Origin of the sequence: Streptomyces griseus subsp. griseus (assembly GCF_000720255.1) — a bacterium.
GTDB lineage: Bacteria > Actinomycetota > Actinomycetes > Streptomycetales > Streptomycetaceae > Streptomyces > Streptomyces griseus_I.
Genome location: NZ_JOJE01000003.1, coordinates 121,568 through 139,191, shown reverse-complemented (window position 1 = coordinate 139,191; position 17,624 = coordinate 121,568). Strand labels below are relative to the sequence as shown.

The window sequence follows — 17,624 nt, the reverse complement described above, 5'->3', positions numbered from 1 at the left end:
CAGCCCCTGCCCCTGCCCCTGCCCCTGCCCCTGCCCCTGTGCCCCTACTCCTCCCCCTTACCCGTGGCGTCCCACTCCACCGTCACCACGATCTTCCCCCGCGTCCGTCCCTCCTCGCTGAGCCGGTGGGCCTCCGCCGTCCGCTCCAGTGGGAACGTCTTCGAGACGTGCACGGAGACCACGCCCCGTTCGGCGAGGTCCACCAGCCGTTTCAGATCCTCCGCGTCGGGCCGCACCCAGCAGTAACGGCCGCCGTAGCCGAGGACGTTCGGGTCGGCGATCGACGCGAGGCGGCCCTCTGCGGCCAGGAGGTTCACCGAGTCGCGCAGGGCATCGCCGCCGACGGCGTCGAAGGCGACGTCCACTCCCTCAGGGGCCAGCCCCCGCACCCGGTCGGTGAGGCCGGCGCCGTAGGTCACGGGTTCGCCGCCCAGGGAGCGTACGAAGTCGTGGTTGCCCTCGCTCGCGGTACCGATCACCCGCGCGCCCAGGTGGCGTGCGATCTGCACGGCGATCGAGCCGACTCCGCCGGCCGCGGCGTGGATCAGGACCGTCTCGCCCCGCTTCACCTCAAGTGTTTTGATCAGCACCTGGTAGGCGGTGAGTCCGACGAGCGGTAGTCCCGCGGCCTCCTCGTAGGTGAGGTTGCGCGGCTTGCGGGCGAGGGTGCGTACGGGCGCGGCGACGTACTCGGCGAAGGTGCCGCGAGAGAGGAAGTCCTCACGGACGTAGCCGATCACCTCGTCACCGACCGCGAACTCCGTGACGGAGACACCCGGCCGCACGACGACCCCCGAGACGTCCCATCCGGGCACCACCGGGAAGACGGCCTGGAGCATGCCGTCCAAATGGCCCTCACGGCACTTCCAGTCGACGGGGTTGACCGCCGCGGCCCGTACCTTCACGAGCACGGCGTCGGGGCCGATCGGGGGGTCCACGACCTCGCCGTACTCCAGCACCTCGGGTCCGCCGTAGCGGCTGTAGCTGATCGCCTTCATGGCATCGACCCTCCGGGGTCCCCGAGCGGCTCGCAAGCCGAAAGCCCTTGCACGCCCCGCCGTACCGGGTGGGGCACCTTCGGCCTAGGGTGGCTCAGGTCACGTTCGTCGCGCATACTGGACGACATACCGACCGGTCGGCATCATAAGTGAGGTCCCGTTCCGTTCACTCGCCCGTAGGAGCGACACATGAGCCCCGACCACCCGCCCGGACTCGATCTCGACCGGCTGCGCGGCCTGCTCGACCGGGAGCGGCCCGGACTGGCACAGGGTCCTCTCACCGGTCGGCTGATCGAGGGCGGACGGTCGAACCTGACGTACGAGGTCTCGGACGGCACGTCGAAGTGGGTCGTACGACGGCCCCCGCTCGGCCACGTCCTGGCCACCGCGCACGACATGAGGCGCGAGCACCGGGTGATCAGCGCCCTGCACCCGACGAACGTGCCGGTGCCGCGCCCGGTGCTGCTGTGCGAGGACGACGAGGTGCTCGGGGCGCCCTTCTACGTCATGGAGTTCGTGCCGGGCACGCCGTACCGCACGGCGGATCAGCTCGCCCCGCTCGGCGCCGAGCGGACGCGCGAGGCGGTGCTGTCGCTCGTCGACACCCTCGTCGAGCTGCACGCCGTGGACCCCGCCGAGGTGGGCCTCGCGGACTTCGGCCGCCCCGAGGGCTTCCTCGACCGGCAGCTGCGCCGCTGGGGCAAGCAGCTGGACGCCTCCCGCAGCCGCGAACTGGCCGGTGTGGACGAGCTGCACGCGGCACTGGGCCGGCAACTGCCCCACTCCCCGGCCCCGGCCGTCGTGCACGGCGACTACCGTCTCGACAACGTACTGATCGGCGACGGTGACCGGATCACGGCGATCCTCGACTGGGAGATGTCGACGCTCGGCGACCCGCTGACCGACCTGGGCCTGCTGGTGATGTACAGCATCCCGCTCGGCACCCCCCACTCGCCCGTCTCCACCACGGCCGAGGCCCCCGGCCACCCGGCCCCCGCGGAACTCGTCGAGCGGTACGCCGCACGCTCGGGGCGGGACGTCTCCGCGGTCTCCTGGTACACGGCCTTCGCCTGGTTCAAGCTCGCCGTGATCCTCGAGGGCATCCACTACCGCTACACCCTGGGCCAGACCGTCGGGCGCGGCTTCGACCGCATCGGCGAGCTGGTTCCGGTCTTCATCGAGCACGGCCTGAACACTCTCCAGGAAGGCTGACCGGCCATGGACTTCGCGTTCGACGCGCGCACCGAGGAACTGCGCGCCAAGCTGCTCGCCTTCATGGACGAGTACGTGTACCCCGCTGAGCAGGTCGCGCACGAACAGCGCGCGCTGCTGGCCTCCCCCTGGGACACCCCGGCCGTGGTCGAGGACCTCAAGGCCGAGGCGCGCCGCCAGGGTCTGTGGAACCTCTTCCTGCCCGACGCGGAGTACGGCGCCGGGCTGACCAACCTCCAGTACGCGCCGCTCGCCGAGATCACCGGCCGCTCCCCGCAGCTCGCGCCCACCGTGACCAACTGCGCGGCCCCCGACACCGGCAATATGGAGGTGCTCTCCCAGTTCGGCGACGAGCAGCAGAAGAAGCAGTGGCTGGAGCCGCTGCTCGCCGGTGAGATCCGCTCGGCGTTCGCGATGACCGAGCCGGAGGTGGCCTCCTCGGACGCCACCAACATCACCACCCACATCGAGCGCGACGGCGACGAGTACGTCATCACCGGGCGCAAGTGGTACATCTCCGGGGCGATGAACCCGGACTGCAAGATCTTTATCGTGATGGGCAAGACCGACCCCGACGGGGACGACATCCGCCGCCAGCAGTCCATGGTCCTGGTCCCGCGCGACACCCCGGGCGTCACCGTGAAGCGGGCCATGCAGGTCTTCGGCTACGAGGACCACTACCACGGCGGCCACGCCGAGGTGATCTTCGACAACGCGCGCGTTCCGGTGTCCAACCTGATCGGCGAGGAGGGCGGCGGCTTCGCCATCGCGCAGGCGCGGCTCGGTCCCGGGCGTATCCACCACTGCATGCGGCTGATCGGCATGGCGGAGCGCGCGATCGAGCTGATGTGCAGGAGGGCCGTCTCCCGTACGGCCTTCGGCAAGGCGCTGGCCCAGCAGGGTGTGGTCCACAACTGGATCGCGGACGCGCGTGTGACGGTCGAGCAGCTGCGGCTGCTGGTGCTGAAGACGGCCTGGCTGATGGACACGGTCGGCAACAGGGGCGCGCACGCGGAGATCCAGTCCATCAAGATCGCCACACCCCGCGCGGTCGTCGACATCATCGACCGGGCGATCCAGCTGCACGGCGCGGGCGGCGTGAGCCAGGACTTCCCGCTGGCCGAGCTGTACGCGGGCGCCCGGACGCTGATGATCGCCGACGGCCCGGACGAGGTCCACCAGCGCTCGCTGGCACGCCGGGAGCTGAAGAAGTACCTGTGAGGTGATGGGTAAGGGGCGGTCGCCGTGGCGACCGCCCCTTACCCATGGGCTGGGAGAGACCGGGCTCAGGGACGCAGGGCCCGCAGCAGGAGGTCCGCCAGATGGTCGGCGACCTCCTGCGGGGTCATCGGCCCGTCGGGGCGGTACCAGGTCGACAGGTGGTGGACCGAACCGAAGTGGTAGTCGACCACCAGGTCCGCCGGTGTCGCCCTGGAGAACACCCCGGCCTCCTGACCCTCCTCGACGAGCGCGCGGAAGCGCTCGTGGTAGCGCCGGCGCTCGGCGCGCACCTGCTTGTTCTTCTCCGGGCTCAGGTGGTGCATCGACCGGAAGAAGATCATCGCGTCGTCGAGGTTGTCGATCGTCGTGACGACGACGTCGGCGGCCGCGCCCCGCAGCCGCTTCTCGATCGGCTCGTCGGCGTTCGCGAAGGCGTCGAGTCTCTCCTGCTGGACGCGCAGCACACGCGCGTACACCTCGTGCAGGAGGTCGTCCTTGGAGCCGAAGTAGTGGTACAGCGCCCCCTTGGTGACGCCGGCCGCCTCGACGATCTCCTGCACCGAGGTGCGGTCGTATCCCCGCTCGGCGAAGAGCCGGGTGGCGGCGGCGAGAAGCCGCTGCGGAACGGGAGTTCCCTCTCCGTCCGTCGTCCTGGGCACTGCCGCCACCTGCCTTTCCGTGATGCCTACGAAGCGTCGTGCGTGCGGGAACGCAGTTCCCGACGGAGGATCTTCCCACTCGCCGTCTTGGGCAAGTCGGGCAGGATCTCCACCTGCCGCGGATACTTGTAGGCCGCCAGTCTGTCCTTGCAGTAGGCCGCGAGCGTATCCGCATCCGTGTCGGCACCCGGACGCAGGCTGATGTACGCCTTGACGGTCTCGCCGCGGTACCCGTCGGGCACGCCCACGACGGCCGCCTCGCGCACCGCCGGGTGGGTGTACAGGACGTCCTCGACCTCGCGCGGCCAGACCTTGAAGCCGGACGCGTTGATCATGTCCTTCTTGCGGTCGACGACGTACAGCCAGCCCTCCGGGTCCATGAACCCGATGTCGCCGGTGCGCAGCTCGCCGCCGGGGAAGGTCTCCGCGGTCGCCTCGGGTCGCCGCCAGTACCCGGGCACGACCTGCGGCCCGCTGACGACGATCTCGCCCTGCTGACCGAAGGGCACCTCCTCGCCCCGGTCGTCGACGATGCGCACGACCGCCTGGGCGCAGGGCACGCCCACCGCGAGGGTCCCGGAGGCCGGGTCGACGGGCGCCTCCAGCTGGGGCGGGACGGACGCGCAGGGCGCGGTGCACTCGGTGAGCCCGTAGCCGTTGCGGATGTACGGCCCGAAGCCGGCCCGGAACTTCTCCACCAGCGCGGGCGGCAGCGGGGCGCCGCCGGAGGAGATGGTCACGAAGGACGAGAAGTGGTCCCGGGTGACGTCCGGGTGAGCGGCCAGCGCCATGAACGCGGTGGCGGGCCCCACGGTGTAGTGCGGCCGGTGCTCGGCGAACGCGTCGAGGACGACCCCGCCATCGAAGCGGTACGTCAGCACGAGTGTGCCCGCGCTGTCGAGGCAGGCGCCGAGCTGGCAGACCATGCCGGTGATGTGGAACAGCGGCGCCAGCGCGTAGTACACGGGCGGGTCGGGCAGGCCCAGGCCGGTGCGCTGCCGCTCGGCGTTGTACATGATGTTGCCGTGCGTGTTGGTGGCCCCCTTGGGGGTGCCGCTCGTGCCCGAGGTGTAGCTGATCAGCGCGATGTCCGAGGCGGCCGGGTCACGCCCCTCCGGCGCCTTGTGCCCCGCGCGGGCGACGGCCGTCAGGTCGTCGGCGTCCCCGGCCTCCGGCACCCGCTCGAAGCCGAGCACGCGCGCGTCGTTGCGCGTCTGGAAATCCAACTCGCATGCCGTGAGCACGATCCGCACCGGTGAGTCCGCGGCCGTGTCCCGAAGGTACGACTCCCACGCCCGGTCGGAACACACCAGCGCGGCCACCTCGCCGTCCCGCAGGACGTGGGTGACCTCGCCCGCCTTGTACATCGGGTTGACGGGCACGACGGTCGCGCCGGCCTTCCAGGCACCGAGCAGGGCGAGCACGAACTGCGGTGAGTTCTGCAGCAGTACGGCCACCCGGTCACCGCGCTCCAGACCACGCCCGGCGAGGTGCCCGGCCACGGAATCGCTGAGCTCGTCGACCTCGCGGTAGGTGAGCCGGCCGTCGAAGTAGGTGAGGCAGGTGCGGTCGGGGGCCTCGGCGGCGGACCGGCGCAGGGCGTGGACCAGGGAGTCGGCCGGGTCGACGGGGGCGCGCTGGGCCTCGTTGAGGAGCCCGAGCCAGGGCCTGGCCGCGTAGCGCGACGAGGTCGAGGGGGTCGAAGAGGTCACTGTCCGGCCTCCCACTTCTGCTGGATGTGGTTCATGTTGCTCAGCCATCGGTCGGGGGTGGCGGCACGGGCCTGGTAGTACCCGGCGACCTCGGGGTGCGGCAGGATCAGGAAACGGTCCTCCTCGATGCCCCGGAACAGGGCGTCCGCGACGTCCTCCGGCTCGATCGCGGTCGGCTGGAGCACCAGGTCGCCCGCGCTGCCGGTGGCGGCGAGCATGTCGGTGCGGACGCCCTGCGGACAGATCGCGTGCACCTTGACCCCCCGATGGCGGTACGTCAGGGACAGCCACTCGGCGAAGGCGTACGCGCCGTGCTTGGTGACGCTGTAGGGCGCCGCCCCGATCATGGTCAGCAGCCCCGCCGCGGAGACGGTGGACACGAAACGCCCGCCGCCGCGCTCCAGCCAGTCCGGCAGCAGTGCCTCGGCCGCCCGGACGTGCGCCATGACGTTGACGTCCCAGGCAAGCGCCCAGACGCTCTCCCCGGCCGCCTCCGACCCACCCGAGGCGACTCCGGCGTTGGCGCAGTACACGTCGACGGTCCCGCCGAGGGCGTCACGGGCGGCCTCCACGATCCCTGAGGCGTCCCCGGGCACGGCGATCCCCCCGATCTCGTCGGCGACGGCCCCGGCCCTCTCCGCATCAAGATCGTTGACGACGACCCGGGCCCCTTCAGCGGCGAAGCGCCGGGCGAGGGCCGCCCCGATGCCCCCTCCCGCCCCCGTGACAACCACTCCAGCACCCTGCAAGGCTTCCACCATCAGTCCCCTTCAACGCGGGCTCGACTCTGACCCGAGCACGGCCAGACTAACCGGTCGGTATGTCGCGGGAAAGGGGTAACCACAGCCAACCAGGGGCGTGGGGAACCGCGCGACAAGCCACGAACGACCGGCACCCTCCCCACGACCCGCGGAAGCCCCTACCGTCACTTCATGAAGCTCTCCAGACGAAGCCTGCTCGCCACCACGGCCGTCGTAGCAGCCTCAACACCGCAGGCCCGGGCGGAGCCATCACGCGCCCGCCGCCTGAGAACCGGCTTCGAGAACCTCGCCGCGAACGGCTACGCCGAACTGCGCGACGATCGCGTAGGAATCCTCACCAACCCCACCGGCATCACCCGCCAGGCCCACCACATCGTCGACGTCATGCACGCCGACCCCCGTGTGAACGTCCGCGCCGTCTTCGGCCCCGAACACGGCTTCCGCGGGACCGCCCAGGCCGGCGGCTCGGAAGGCCGCTACGACGACCCGGCCACCGGCCTGCCCGTCTACGACACGTACCAGAAGAGCGGACAACCCCTCGCCGACATCTTCGCCACCTCCGGCGTCGACACCGTCCTCTTCGACATCCAGGACGTCGGTGCCCGCTTCTACACGTATATCTGGACCCTCTACGACTGCATGGAGGCGGCCCGGCTCGCACGCAAGCGCTTCGTCGTCCTCGACCGCCCGAACCCGGTGACCGGACGAGCGGCCCTGGGCCCCGTGCTGCACAAGGACTTCGCGTCCTTCGTCGGCAGACAACCCGTCTCGCAGGCGCACGGCATGACCGTCGCCGAACTCGCCCGGCTCTTCAACGCGGAGTTCCTGACGAAACCGGTAGCCCTGGACACGGTGACGATGACCGGCTGGCGCCGCTCCGACTGGTACGACGCCTCGGGCCTGCCCTGGGTCCCGCCGAGCCCGAACATGCCGACCCCGGAGACGGCCCTGGTGTACTCCGGAACGTGTCTCTTCGAGGGGACGAACCTGTCGGAAGGCCGAGGCACCACCCGCCCGTTCGAACTCATCGGCGCGGAGGGCATCGACGGACGCTGGGCGGCCGCTGCGAACGAGGCCGGCCTGAAAGGCGTCCGCTTCCGTGAGGCCTACTTCGCCCCCACCTTCTCCAAGTTCCAGGGCAAGACCGTCGGCGGCGTGCAGATCCACGTCCAGGACCGGAAGGCGTACGACCCCGTCCGCACCGGCATCGTGCTGCTGGTGACCGCCAAGCGGGTGTGGAGCGGCTTCGCCTGGCGGCCCGACCACTGGATCGACAAGCTCACCGGCTCCTCCTGGGTGCGCACCGCGATCGACGCGGGCGCGGGCGTCGAGGAGGTGGTCGCGGGCTGGCGCGAGGAGCTCGCGACATTCCGGCGGTTGCGCCAGGAGTACCTCTTGTACGGATGAGCCGTGACGTATGGCCAATTCCACCCGTTGGCAGGACGATGCGCCCACATCGCGCACGGCGACGGGGGACGGAAGGGGCCTGTCATGGCGGATCCGGCGATGAGTGTGAGTCCCTACTGGGAGCTGACCTTCGACGCGGACGGGGATGTACAGGGCCGGCAGCGGGACCGGCTGCTGGCGGAAGTGGCGGATCGCGGTGTGCGCGACCTGGTCGTCTTCTCGCACGGCTGGAACAACGACCGCTCGATCGCGACCCGCCTCTACAACGGCTTCTTCGCGCCGTTCCCGCAGCTGGCCCCCGATGCCGAGATCGGCTATGCCGGTGTGGTGTGGCCGTCGATGCGATTCTCCGACGAGCCCATCCCGGACTTCCCGCGCACCGCGACGGCCGTCGCCGCGGCGCGCCCCGGGCTCGACGAGGACACCCGGCACGCACTGCTGGAGGCGTTCCCGGGCCGGGCCACGGTGGTGGAGCAGATCGCGCGGATGCTGGAGCAGCAGCCGCGTGAGGAGACGGAGCTGGAGGAGTTCGGGCGGCTGGTCCAGTCGCTGGTCGACGTCGTTCCGGCGGGACCGCAGGCCCTGTTCGCGGCGGACACACTGGCCGAGGGGGTGCCACAGGCCGAGCCCGAGATGTTCCGCGGGAGCGCCGCGACGGCCTGCGAGGAGTTCGCGACCGCTCTGACGCACGTGAACGGCCGGTCCGACGCCGAGGGGTTCGCGCTGCCCAACCCGTGGGACGGTGCGCACGAGTTGCTCCGGCAGGGGACGTACTACGCGATGAAGCGGCGTGCCGGGACGGTCGGTGAGCGCGGGCTGGGCCGGGTGGTGGGGCAGCTCGCCGAGGCCGCGCCGCAGGTGCGGGTGCATCTGGTGGGGCACAGTTTCGGCGGGCGGCTGGTGTCGTTCGCGCTGCGCGGGCTGCCCGAGGGTGTGCGCTCGGTGAAGTCCGTGACGCTGCTCCAGGGTGCCTTCTCGCACTACGCGTTCGCGGCGCGGCTGCCGCACGACCCGCGCGCGGGCGGTGTCCTTCAGGGTCAGTACAACCGCGTCGACGGTCCCGTGGTGTGCTGTCACTCCTCGCACGACTCGGCGCTGGGCACCCTGTATCCGCTGGCCTCGCGAGTGGCGGGTGACGCCGCGGGCCTGGTCGAGGAGTTCGGGCTCGGGGCGCTGATCGGCGCGAAGTGGGGGGCGATGGGGTTCGACGGTGTGCAGGCGGTGCCGGGCACACCGGGGATGAAGCTGGCCGACGCGCTGCGCGGGCCGCTGCCCGCCTCCGGTTGTGTGAACGTCGACGCGGCCGCGGTGGTCCGGCGCGGCGGGCCGCCGGCCGGGGCGCACAGCGACATCGTGCACGAGGAGCTGGCCCAGTTGGTGCTGGCGGCGGGCCGCATCCGCTGACGCGGCCCGCCGCCGTAAGGGGTTCGCCGGCTCACCGGCTACCGGCTCACCGGTGTGAGGTGAACTCCACGACCTGCTGGAAGGTCGGCCGGTTCTGCCAGCTGATCTTGCCGTGCTTGATGCCGCCCAGGGTGCGCTGGACGATCGAGTCGGCGCACCACTGGTCGCCCGCCGAGCACTGGTCGTCACCGGGGTAGACCTGGGCCGCGGTCTTGCCGGCCGCCTCCTTCAGGGTGCTGATGAGAGTGTCCCGGCAGGCAGTGAGGGTGCCGCCGCCGCAGTACTTGCGGCCCAGCGGTCCCTGTACCGACTCACCGAGCACCGCCCGGATGTCCTTGTCGACGTAGCTCCACCAGCCGTACTGGAAGGAGCTTCCGGCGTGCGAGCCGGTCGGGCCGTGTCCGGCCGAGGGGGCCTCGTCGACGGGGAGGTTGTTGGTGAAGGCGGTGTACAGGCCGGTGCCGAGACCCGGTTCGAACTCGGCCTTCACCAGCAGCGGCCACCAGGCGTCCAGGATCCTGATCGCGTCGGCGTCGGCGTACTTCTTCGAACCGGCGGTGGTCTCCGTGCGCTTGCCGCCGGCCGTCAGCCAGGTCTGGAGCTTGCTGACGGCGGCAGCGGCCGTGGAGTCGGTCACCGTGGAGCTGTTGACGACCTTCAACAGGTCGGGAAGCACGTCCTCGGCCCGCAGGTCGGCGGTGGCCGCGTCCGCCATCGCCTTCGTCAGCGACGCGCGGGTCACGCCGCCGGCCGCGACCAGCTTCTTCACCCGGTCCTCGAGCAGGTTGCCCCGGTGCACCGAGCCGTCGCCCCAGGGCGCGGCCGTGTAGTCCTTGGCCTGCTTGTTGTTCCAGGAGATGTAGTAGTCCTGGTCGATGGAGTTGGGGTGGGCCGTCGCGGGCGTGTAGTCGGAGGTGTTGGTCGTCGGGTTCCAGCCCCGCCACTCGTACGCCGACTGCGCCCACACCGGGAACTCGGCGTCGACGCCGCTCGCGCGCACCGGGTTGTCGCCGCTGTTGTAGTACGCGGTGTGCTGGGAGTCGGCGTAGAACCAGTTGAAGGTGTAGTTGATGTGCTGCACCGCGCTTTGGAAGGTCTGCGGGCTCTTGACGTAGTCGGGGTCGTTGAGCATCTGGAAACCGATGATGGAGTCGGCCTCATGCAGGTAGGAGGAGCGCAGGGTGGTGTAGGCGACCTTCTTGCCGCCGACGGTCGCCCGGTACTCGACGGGGCCGTACTTGGTCCGCCACACGCGCATCGTGTACGAGCCCGCTGCCGTGCCGTCGGCCGTGGTCGGCGTCCAGGCGTTCTTGCGTTCGACCTTGTCCATGGCCGTGCAGGTGCCGTGGTACAGGTAGTGGTAGTCGTCCTGGCACAGTTCGACGGCGAAGGTGTCGATGATGTCCTGGCCGGAGGTGGTGGCGCTCCAGGAGTAGTCCTGGCCGCGACCGAGTTCGACGTACATGCTCAGGCCCGCGAAGGAGGCGCCGCGGGCGCTGATGCCCGGGCCCTGGAGCTCCTGGAGCAGGAGCAGCTGCGGGGCGAAGTAGCCGGTCTGCGGGCCGAAGACGGCGACCGGGTGGCCGCTGGCGGTGTGCTTGCCGCTCACCACGAGGGCGTTGGACATCCCGCGCTTGGCGGAGGTCAGGGCGGTCTTCGCGGCCGACGTGGAGGCGGTGGCGGCGCTGCTGGTGGCCGCGCTGCCCGTACGGTCGTAGACGAGCGGTTCCTCCACGACCGAGCCGGCGTCGGGCAGGGCCAGGCCCTGCGGGTTGTCCGGCTTGGTGGCGTAGGGGAAGCTCTCGCCGTTGTGGAGCGTGAGGACGGCCTCGGGGTCGTTGCGCTCGCGGAAGGACTCCCAGACCTTGGTGCCCTCGGCGACGCCGTACTTCTCCTGGGCGGCCAGCAGTGAGATCGCGTTGTTGACCTCGCCGCCGCCTCCGGAGCCGAAGAGCGCGCCGATGACGGAGCCGAGCGCGACCAGGTCGGTGATCTTGAAGTGGTCGATGGTGCCGGCGTTGGTGACGGAGTCCTTGTGCCCGGTCAGGACGTACTCACCCGGGAAGTAGCGGCCGCTGTCGGAGGCGTCGATGTAGGCGTTGATGCCGTCGAGGTAGGCCCTGGCGTCGTCGAGGGCCTGCTGGCCGCGCGCGCCGTTCGTGGCGATGGCGTTGTCGATCTGGGCCTGGAGGTCGGCCTCGGTGTACGGGGCGTTGCGCCAGAACTGCTGCTCCAGGCCCTGGTTGGAGGCCGCGCCGCCGGCGAAGGAGGTCAACTGGCCGCGGCCGACGTGGCGGAAGACGTCCATCAGCCAGAGGCGGTCCTGGGCCGCGGCGTAACCGGCGCCGAACTCCGTGCCGTACCGGGTGGTGCCGGTGATGTGCGGCACGCCCGTCTTCTTGTCCCGGACGATCGTCACGTCGGCGCGGCCGGCGGGCTTGAGAGTGGAGGCGACCTGGTCGGTGGGGACCCCGAACGAGGCGTCGTTGAAGAACGTGTTGATCGTGGCGTTGGTCAGGGTGGGGTACCCCTTGGCCAGGTTTGCGTAGGGGCCGAGTTGGTCCTCTGCGTGGTCCGGCTGGGTGCCGAAGGCCTGATTCAGCAGAACCTGGGCAAGTGTGGCATTGCCGTTCTGACCAGGCGGGAGGATGTCGGAACACTGGCCGCCGCAGTAGTCGTTGGCGGCAGCCGTGGCCTCGGCCGTGGCCTCGGCCGCCACCGCCGCCTGGGAAAGCGGGGACAAAAGCCCGGCTATCAGGACGCATACGGATGCGTTCTTCAGGAACCCGGGGAATCGACTGGGAGTTCTCAGTCTGTCGAGGACGTTGCGTGGGGTTCGCCGCGGCATGGCAGCTCCTTGCGATGGGGGTGAGCCGGAGGTTACCGCCGGTATCCCCGAGATTGAAGATGAGCAAGCGTCACTTTTTGCAAAGTCGGCGCGGTCGTCAGGAGTCGGCATGGGCGTCACGTCGGACACACGGGTCACTGAGGGGGAGCCGCGCGCAAGCCCGGACGGCTTATGGAGGCCATCCGAAATCGGATGGAGCCGAATCACGTGTCGACACGTCTATTCGGCGACGTCCGTACGGAGACGCCGAAGTGACCGAAGTACAGGTGCAGGTGTGACGGAGGTGCAGGGCGATGGCCGGTTTCCGGAGTCTGGCGAGACAGGTGCGCGACCCGCGGTGTGATCTGGCACTGCGGCGCTACTCACTGCGCAAGTGCCTGGAGCGGTTCGCTCCTTACGGGCACCGGGCGACCTGGGACCACTTGTGCTCCCGGGCGGGGTTCGGGCCGGAGGACCGCTCCCCCGATCCAGCGCGGCTCGTGGCCGCACTGGACGAGCTGGAGGAGGCGCGGGCCGTCTGGCTCGCCTATGAGGTCGACTTCGCGGAGCGCCGCAGGAAGGAGAAGCACGACGGGTTGCGCCGGCCGGGCAGTGTGGACGACTGGCACCGGCTGACCTGGGGCGGTTTCGGGGTCGCGTGGTGCGACGACCCGCGGGTGCACCCCCGTGACCCGCTGGCCGAGGTACTGCGCCGGATCATCGCCGCGCTGGAGCGAGAACCGGGTACCGGTTGCCCGGTGTGCGACGGGGAGCGCCTGGTCTGGAAGTACGACCTGGATCACGAGCCGTCGTCCGGTCCCGTCTGCGCGTTCTGCGGAATCCTGGTGCCGCGCCCGGTCCTGACGCCGGAGGCCCTGCAGTACGCCAGGCGGGGACGGCTTCTGGTGTCGGCCTAGTTCGACGGGGGTGCGCCGGGGATGCCGCACCCCCCATTGTCAGTGGTGAGCGGCAGACTTGGGGCATGGTGCAGGTCTGTCTCAACGGAACACGCGGGGCCGCCGACGGTGTGGCGGTGCCCCGGTCGCCGGACGCGCTGGCCGAGTCGGCGGCCGAGGCCGTCGCCGCCGGGGCCACGGACGTTCATGTCCACCCCAAGACCCCCTGCGGACAGGACACGTTGTCACCGCGCGTGGTGGCGGCGACGCTGGAGGCGATACGGGCCCGGGTGGCGGTGCCGGTCGGCGTGACCACGGGCGTCTGGGCCGAGCCGGATCCGGCGGCACGCCTGGAACGCGTGCGCGACTGGACGGTGCTGCCCGACCACGCCTCGGTCAACTGGCACGAGCCGGGCGCGGAGGAGCTCGCCGCCGCGCTGATCGACCTCGGCGTGGGCGTGGAGGCCGGCATCTGGACGGGCACGGACGGCGCGGAACGCTTCGCGCGCTCGCCCCTGGGTCCGGCGGTGCTGCGCGTGCTCGCCGAGGTGACCGACACCGACCCCGCCACCGCGACGGAGTCGGCACACGCCCTGCTGACCGCTCTGGGCCCCGCCCACGGCCGCCCGGTCCTGCTGCACGGTGAGGACGGCGGCGCATGGCCCGTCCTGCGCCTGGCGGGACGGCTGGGGCTGGCGACGCGTATCGGTCTGGAGGACACGCTGGTCCTTCCCGGAGGGGGACGGGCGGAGTCGAACGCTCAGCTGGTGGCCGCGGCCGTGTCCCAGTGCGGGTGCGCCCAGCGCTCGTCGTAGGGCAGGGCGAGGAGTTCGCAGCGGATGGCCAGGTCGGGCTGGTCCAGCGCGCGCAGCCGGGCGGCGCCGGGGCCGGACAGCCAGGTCCGCAGGTCCATGACGCCGGTGACCTTACTGTCGTCGTACCACCAGGAGAACGGGGAGGCGTCGCCGAGCAGGTCGTAGAGCCAGACGTCGACGCAGTGGACGAGGTGCGCGTCGGCGGCGGGTCCATCGACCCACCCCTCGAGGAACGGGGTCACGGTCCCGGCGATCGTGACGCAGGTGTCGAAGATGTCGTCCACGCCGTACGGCGGCTCCGGCGTCGCGAGGACGTCCTGCCACCAGGCGCGCAGGAACGCGTCGATCGCGGCGGCCTGCTCGGGGGGCCAGAAGCGCCACTCCACGCGGCTCAGTCCGTGGGCACCGTACTGGAGCCCCGTCAGGGCCCCGTCGGCCATCGCCCGTGCCGCCTGCGGCAGGAGGCGGCGCATGGCGGCGGCGTGGTCGTCGAAGTGGTCGGAAACCTCGTAGACGTACATCTGGACGACGTCCAGGGGGATGCGGGTGGAGGGAGTGCGCAGGTACGCGGTCTCCTCGGGCAGGTGGCACATACCGCAGCCGGTCTCGTGCGGGCTGGCGAAGCCGTCGAAGACGGTGTCGATGGTGGCGAGGGCCGCGTCAAGGGCGGGCGAATGCATGGGAGTTCGGTCCCGTCAGGACTCCGTGCGCGGCGATGGGCCGGCCGAAGAGCGCGACGTTACCAGGCGCTAATCCGTTCGATCCAGCCTTTTCCCACCTGGAGAGTTGGGCGCGATGAAACCCGTGTGAGATACCTGGAGGCGCCGTGTCGACGCTGCGTGTCACTGCCGAAGTACTGACCGTCCACGAGCACCCGAACGCCGATGCGCTCGAACTGGCCCAGGTGGGTCTCTACCGAGCGGTCGTCGCCAAGGGCGCCTACCGCACCGGTGAGACCGCCGTCTACATCCCCGAGCAGGCGGTGCTGCCGTCCGAGCTGATCGAGGAGCTGGGGCTGACCGGGCGGCTGGCGGGCGGCAACGCGGACCGGGTCAAGGCGGTGCGGCTGCGCGGGGAGCTGTCGCAGGGGATCGTGTGCCGGCCCAAGGCGCTCGCGGAGTTCGACCTGGACCGGGCGGCACGGGAGGGCACCGACTTCGCGGCGCTGCTCGGGATCACCAAGTGGGTGCCGCCGGTGCCGCCCATGATGAACGGTGACGTGGAGTCCGCGCCGGAGCTGCTGCCGTGGGTCGACATTGAGAACATCCAGCGGTTTCCGGGGATCTTCAGCACGGGCGAGGATGTGGTCCTGACGGAGAAGCTGCACGGTTCGGCGTGCCTGCTGACGTATGTCGCGGAGACGGGTCGCGTGTACGTCTCGTCCAAGGGCTTCGGGGCGAAGTCGCTGGCGCTGCGGGAGGATCCGCGCAATCTGTACTGGCGGGCGGTACGGGGTCACGGTGTCGCCGAGGCCGCGGCGCGGATCGCGCAGCGGCTGGGGGCGCGTCGGGTGGGCGTCTTCGGGGAGGTGTTCGGGGCGGGCGTCCAGGACCTGACGTACGGCGCGGACGGGCGACGGGACACCCTCGGGTACGCCGTGTTCGACGTGTCCGCGGAGATCGACGGGCAGGTGCGGTGGCTGGACGCGGCGGAACTGCTGGACGGGGAGCTGCCGGTGGTGCCGCGGCTGTACGAGGGGCCGTACGACATCGAGCGGGTGCTGGAGGTCGCCGACGGGCGCGAGACCGTGTCCGGTAGGGGGCTGCATCTGCGGGAGGGCGTGGTGATACGCCCGCGCAGTGAGCGGTACAGCGCGGTGACCGGGGGACGGGCGATCGCGAAGGCGGTGAGTCCGGCCTATCTGACGCGGAAGGGCGGGACGGAGTTCGAGTGAGCGCAGGCGTGGTCCGGCGCTGACAGGTTCAGCGGCGGCCGGCGGCCGGAGCCGCCTGCTCCTGGGCTTCCGGCCGCCGTCCGGAGGCGGTGCCCGGCCTCCGGCCTCCCCTCTCCACCAGCAGCCGCGAGCCCGCCTGGCGTTCGCCGAAGGCGTCGTCGGGGTTGGAGAGGACGCAGGTGTCGAGGGAGAGGCAGCCGCAGCCGATGCAGTCGGTGAGGTGGTCGCGGAGGCGGTTCAGCTGCTTGATGCGTTCGTCGAGTTCGGCGCGCCAGGCCTCGGAGAGGCCGGCCCAGTCCTCACGGGTGGGGGTGCGTTCCTCGGGGAGCTCGGCGAGGGCGTCGCGGATCGTGGCCAGCGGGATGCCGACGCGCTGCGCGGCGCGGACGAAGGCGACCCGGCGCAGGGTGTCACGATGGTAGCGGCGCTGGTTGCCCGAGGTGCGCCGGCTGCTGATCAGGCCCTTGGACTCGTAGAAGTGCAGGGCCGAGACGGCGGCGCCGCTGCGCGCGGAGAGCTGGCCGACGGTGAGCTCGTGGATCTTCTCTGGAATCTGGGGCACCCCTCGAACCCTACCCATGGGCCACCGGCCCCCGCCGCGCCTTTCGGCCGTTGACACGAGGTCTTGCTGCGACCATGCTAAGCAGTCGCTTAGCATGCAGGAAGAACCGAGTTCGTGACGCGAGAGGCCCAGACATGGCAGAGCCGAGGATCTTCACGTCCGCCGACGACCTGAAGGCGGCGGTGGGCGAGCAGCTGGGGTACACCGACTGGCTGGAGGTCGACCAGAAGCGTGTCGACCTGTTCGCCGAGGCCACCGGCGACCACCAGTGGATCCACGTGGACCCGGAGAAGGCGGCCGCGGGACCGTTCGGCACGACGATCGCGCACGGGTACCTGACGCTGTCGCTGCTGCCCCTGTTCGGGCCCCAGCTGATCCACGTCGAGGGCGTGAAGATGGGCGTCAACTACGGGACCAACAAGGTGCGCTTCCCCGCCCCCGTCCCCGTCGGCTCCCGGGTGCGCGCCACCGCCACGATCACCGGCGTCGAGGACGTGACCGGCGGCGTCCAGGTGAGCGTCGCGTTCACCGTGGAGCGCGAGGGCGGCGACAAGCCGGTGTGCGTCGCCGAGTCGGTGGCCCGCTACTACCTCTGAGCCACCGCCCCCGCTATTTCGCCCCCACCATCCGCAGCACGAGGTCGGCGTACAGGTCGCCGACCTCCTCGGGGGTGCGCGGGCCGTCGACGTTGAACCAGCGGGCCACGTCGATGCAGAGGGAGAGCACCGCGAGGGTGGTGCCGTGGACGTCCAGGACGTCGAACTCGCCCGTCTCCACGCCCTCCTCGACGATTCGGCGCACCTCCCCGTCGACCTGCCGGCGCAGGGCGAGGATCTCCGCACGGGCGTCCGGGCCGAGCGACTCCAGTTCGTACTGGACGACCCGCGCGGTGGTGCGCCCACCCGCGTGCCACCGCACGAAGGAGCTGACCGCGTCGGCGAGCCGCTCGGTCGCGCTGCCCTCGCCGCGGGCCGCCGTCCGCAGGATCTCCAGGGCCTTCTCATGGCCGATCCTGCTGATGCGGTGGAGCAGCTCTTCCTTGGTCTTGTAGTGGATGTAGAGCGCGGCCGGGCTCATCCCGGCGCGGCCCGCGATGTCACGGGTCGTCGTGGCGTGGTAGCCGCGCTCGGCGAAGGCCTCCACCGCGGCGACGAGCAGCCGTCGGGCCGCATCGGGCGTCACCTCGCCCCACGGCTGCGGCTCGCCGCCGGCCGTCTCCTCCGCCGTACTCATCGCTCGTTCGCCCCTCTCGGTGA

The 17,624-nt window shown here is 70.9% G+C and carries 16 protein-coding genes; 8 read left to right on the top strand and 8 right to left on the bottom strand.

What is annotated here, in order from left to right; translation table 11 throughout:
- Positions 1–44 precede the first annotated feature (44 nt).
- Entirely contained in the window at positions 45–998 is a 954-nt protein-coding gene (locus tag IG99_RS05630; RefSeq protein ID WP_037670451.1) for an NADP-dependent oxidoreductase, read from the bottom strand.
- Between the two features lie 189 nt (positions 999–1,187).
- Between IG99_RS05630 and IG99_RS05625 the strand changes: the two genes are divergently transcribed.
- Together IG99_RS05625 and IG99_RS05620 are read left to right on the top strand one after the other, a co-directional pair.
- The gene (locus tag IG99_RS05625; protein ID WP_037670448.1) at positions 1,188–2,210 is read left to right on the top strand and encodes a phosphotransferase family protein; all 1,023 of its coding nucleotides are present in this window, start codon (positions 1,188–1,190) and stop codon (positions 2,208–2,210) included.
- Between the two features lie 6 nt (positions 2,211–2,216).
- Positions 2,217–3,431 (top strand): acyl-CoA dehydrogenase, encoded by a 1,215-nt coding sequence (locus IG99_RS05620; RefSeq protein ID WP_037670446.1) that lies wholly within the window; start codon positions 2,217–2,219, stop codon positions 3,429–3,431.
- A gap of 65 nt (positions 3,432–3,496) precedes the next feature.
- Here IG99_RS05620 and IG99_RS05615 read toward each other — a convergent pair whose 3' ends face one another.
- Genes IG99_RS05615 through IG99_RS05605 form a run of 3 tightly spaced genes read right to left on the bottom strand, consistent with a single transcriptional unit; the run spans position 3,497 to position 6,563 of the window.
- Positions 3,497–4,090 (bottom strand): TetR/AcrR family transcriptional regulator, encoded by a 594-nt coding sequence (locus IG99_RS05615; RefSeq protein WP_037670962.1) that lies wholly within the window; start codon positions 4,088–4,090, stop codon positions 3,497–3,499.
- Positions 4,091–4,116: 26 nt separating this feature from the next.
- Complete coding sequence (locus IG99_RS05610) at positions 4,117–5,850, bottom strand: class I adenylate-forming enzyme family protein (RefSeq protein ID WP_078947547.1); 1,734 nt, start codon at positions 5,848–5,850, stop codon at positions 4,117–4,119.
- The gene (locus IG99_RS05605; RefSeq protein ID WP_037670443.1) at positions 5,799–6,563 is read right to left on the bottom strand and encodes an SDR family oxidoreductase; all 765 of its coding nucleotides are present in this window, start codon (positions 6,561–6,563) and stop codon (positions 5,799–5,801) included. The genes IG99_RS05610 and IG99_RS05605 overlap by 52 nt, the downstream gene beginning before the upstream one ends.
- Positions 6,564–6,734: 171 nt before the next feature.
- Between IG99_RS05605 and IG99_RS05600 the strand changes: the two genes are divergently transcribed.
- Together IG99_RS05600 and IG99_RS05595 are read left to right on the top strand one after the other, a co-directional pair.
- Positions 6,735–7,970, top strand: a complete 1,236-nt coding sequence (locus IG99_RS05600) for an exo-beta-N-acetylmuramidase NamZ family protein (protein ID WP_037670442.1) — start codon at positions 6,735–6,737, stop codon at positions 7,968–7,970.
- A gap of 84 nt (positions 7,971–8,054) precedes the next feature.
- Positions 8,055–9,374: a hypothetical protein gene (locus tag IG99_RS05595; protein ID WP_037670441.1), complete on the top strand. Its 1,320-nt coding sequence runs from the start codon at positions 8,055–8,057 to the stop codon at positions 9,372–9,374.
- 46 nt (positions 9,375–9,420) lie between these two features.
- On the opposite strand, the gene IG99_RS05590 is transcribed toward IG99_RS05595, so the two are convergent.
- Positions 9,421–12,222, bottom strand: coding sequence for a penicillin acylase family protein (locus IG99_RS05590; RefSeq protein WP_078947546.1), 2,802 nt, complete (start codon positions 12,220–12,222; stop codon positions 9,421–9,423).
- Positions 12,223–12,515: 293 nt separating this feature from the next.
- On the opposite strand from IG99_RS05590, the gene IG99_RS05585 reads away from it, so the two are divergent.
- Positions 12,516–13,118: a hypothetical protein gene (locus tag IG99_RS05585; protein WP_037670437.1), complete on the top strand. Its 603-nt coding sequence runs from the start codon at positions 12,516–12,518 to the stop codon at positions 13,116–13,118.
- A 65-nt stretch (positions 13,119–13,183) separates the two neighbouring features.
- On the top strand, positions 13,184–13,912 hold the full coding sequence (locus IG99_RS05580) for a 3-keto-5-aminohexanoate cleavage protein (protein WP_037670435.1): 729 nt from the start codon (positions 13,184–13,186) through the stop codon (positions 13,910–13,912).
- Here the strand turns inward: IG99_RS05580 and IG99_RS05575 are convergent.
- Positions 13,858–14,592, bottom strand: coding sequence for a hypothetical protein (locus IG99_RS05575; protein WP_037670433.1), 735 nt, complete (start codon positions 14,590–14,592; stop codon positions 13,858–13,860). The genes IG99_RS05580 and IG99_RS05575 overlap by 55 nt on opposite strands.
- Positions 14,593–14,738: 146 nt before the next feature.
- On the opposite strand from IG99_RS05575, the gene IG99_RS05570 reads away from it, so the two are divergent.
- Positions 14,739–15,806 carry an RNA ligase (ATP) gene (locus IG99_RS05570; protein WP_037670431.1) on the top strand — a complete coding sequence of 356 codons (1,068 nt, stop codon included), beginning with the start codon at positions 14,739–14,741 and terminating at the stop codon, positions 15,804–15,806.
- Between the two features lie 28 nt (positions 15,807–15,834).
- Here IG99_RS05570 and soxR read toward each other — a convergent pair whose 3' ends face one another.
- Positions 15,835–16,368, bottom strand: coding sequence for a redox-sensitive transcriptional activator SoxR (gene soxR, locus IG99_RS05565; RefSeq protein WP_037670430.1), 534 nt, complete (start codon positions 16,366–16,368; stop codon positions 15,835–15,837).
- Positions 16,369–16,502: 134 nt separating this feature from the next.
- Between soxR and IG99_RS05560 the strand changes: the two genes are divergently transcribed.
- Positions 16,503–16,964 carry a MaoC family dehydratase gene (locus tag IG99_RS05560; protein ID WP_037670429.1) on the top strand — a complete coding sequence of 154 codons (462 nt, stop codon included), beginning with the start codon at positions 16,503–16,505 and terminating at the stop codon, positions 16,962–16,964.
- A gap of 13 nt (positions 16,965–16,977) precedes the next feature.
- Here the strand turns inward: IG99_RS05560 and IG99_RS05555 are convergent, their stop codons facing one another.
- Complete coding sequence (locus IG99_RS05555) at positions 16,978–17,601, bottom strand: TetR/AcrR family transcriptional regulator (protein WP_037670428.1); 624 nt, start codon at positions 17,599–17,601, stop codon at positions 16,978–16,980.
- Between the last annotated feature and the right edge of the window lie 23 nt (positions 17,602–17,624).

What these genes read in the sequence shown, in the direction of transcription:
- IG99_RS05630 (WP_037670451.1), bottom strand. Translation starts at nt 998, where the DNA reads ATGAAGGCGATCAGCTACAGCCGCTACGGCGGACCCGAGGTGCTGGAG.
- IG99_RS05625 (WP_037670448.1), top strand. Translation starts at nt 1,188, where the DNA reads ATGAGCCCCGACCACCCGCCCGGACTCGATCTCGACCGGCTGCGCGGC.
- IG99_RS05620 (WP_037670446.1), top strand. Translation starts at nt 2,217, where the DNA reads ATGGACTTCGCGTTCGACGCGCGCACCGAGGAACTGCGCGCCAAGCTG.
- IG99_RS05610 (WP_078947547.1), bottom strand. Translation starts at nt 5,850, where the DNA reads ATGGCTGAGCAACATGAACCACATCCAGCAGAAGTGGGAGGCCGGACA.
- IG99_RS05605 (WP_037670443.1), bottom strand. Translation starts at nt 6,563, where the DNA reads ATGGTGGAAGCCTTGCAGGGTGCTGGAGTGGTTGTCACGGGGGCGGGA.
- IG99_RS05600 (WP_037670442.1), top strand. Translation starts at nt 6,735, where the DNA reads ATGAAGCTCTCCAGACGAAGCCTGCTCGCCACCACGGCCGTCGTAGCA.
- IG99_RS05595 (WP_037670441.1), top strand. Translation starts at nt 8,055, where the DNA reads ATGGCGGATCCGGCGATGAGTGTGAGTCCCTACTGGGAGCTGACCTTC.
- IG99_RS05590 (WP_078947546.1), bottom strand. Translation starts at nt 12,222, where the DNA reads ATGCCGCGGCGAACCCCACGCAACGTCCTCGACAGACTGAGAACTCCC.
- IG99_RS05585 (WP_037670437.1), top strand. Translation starts at nt 12,516, where the DNA reads ATGGCCGGTTTCCGGAGTCTGGCGAGACAGGTGCGCGACCCGCGGTGT.
- IG99_RS05580 (WP_037670435.1), top strand. Translation starts at nt 13,184, where the DNA reads ATGGTGCAGGTCTGTCTCAACGGAACACGCGGGGCCGCCGACGGTGTG.
- IG99_RS05575 (WP_037670433.1), bottom strand. Translation starts at nt 14,592, where the DNA reads ATGCATTCGCCCGCCCTTGACGCGGCCCTCGCCACCATCGACACCGTC.
- IG99_RS05560 (WP_037670429.1), top strand. Translation starts at nt 16,503, where the DNA reads ATGGCAGAGCCGAGGATCTTCACGTCCGCCGACGACCTGAAGGCGGCG.
- IG99_RS05555 (WP_037670428.1), bottom strand. Translation starts at nt 17,601, where the DNA reads ATGAGTACGGCGGAGGAGACGGCCGGCGGCGAGCCGCAGCCGTGGGGC.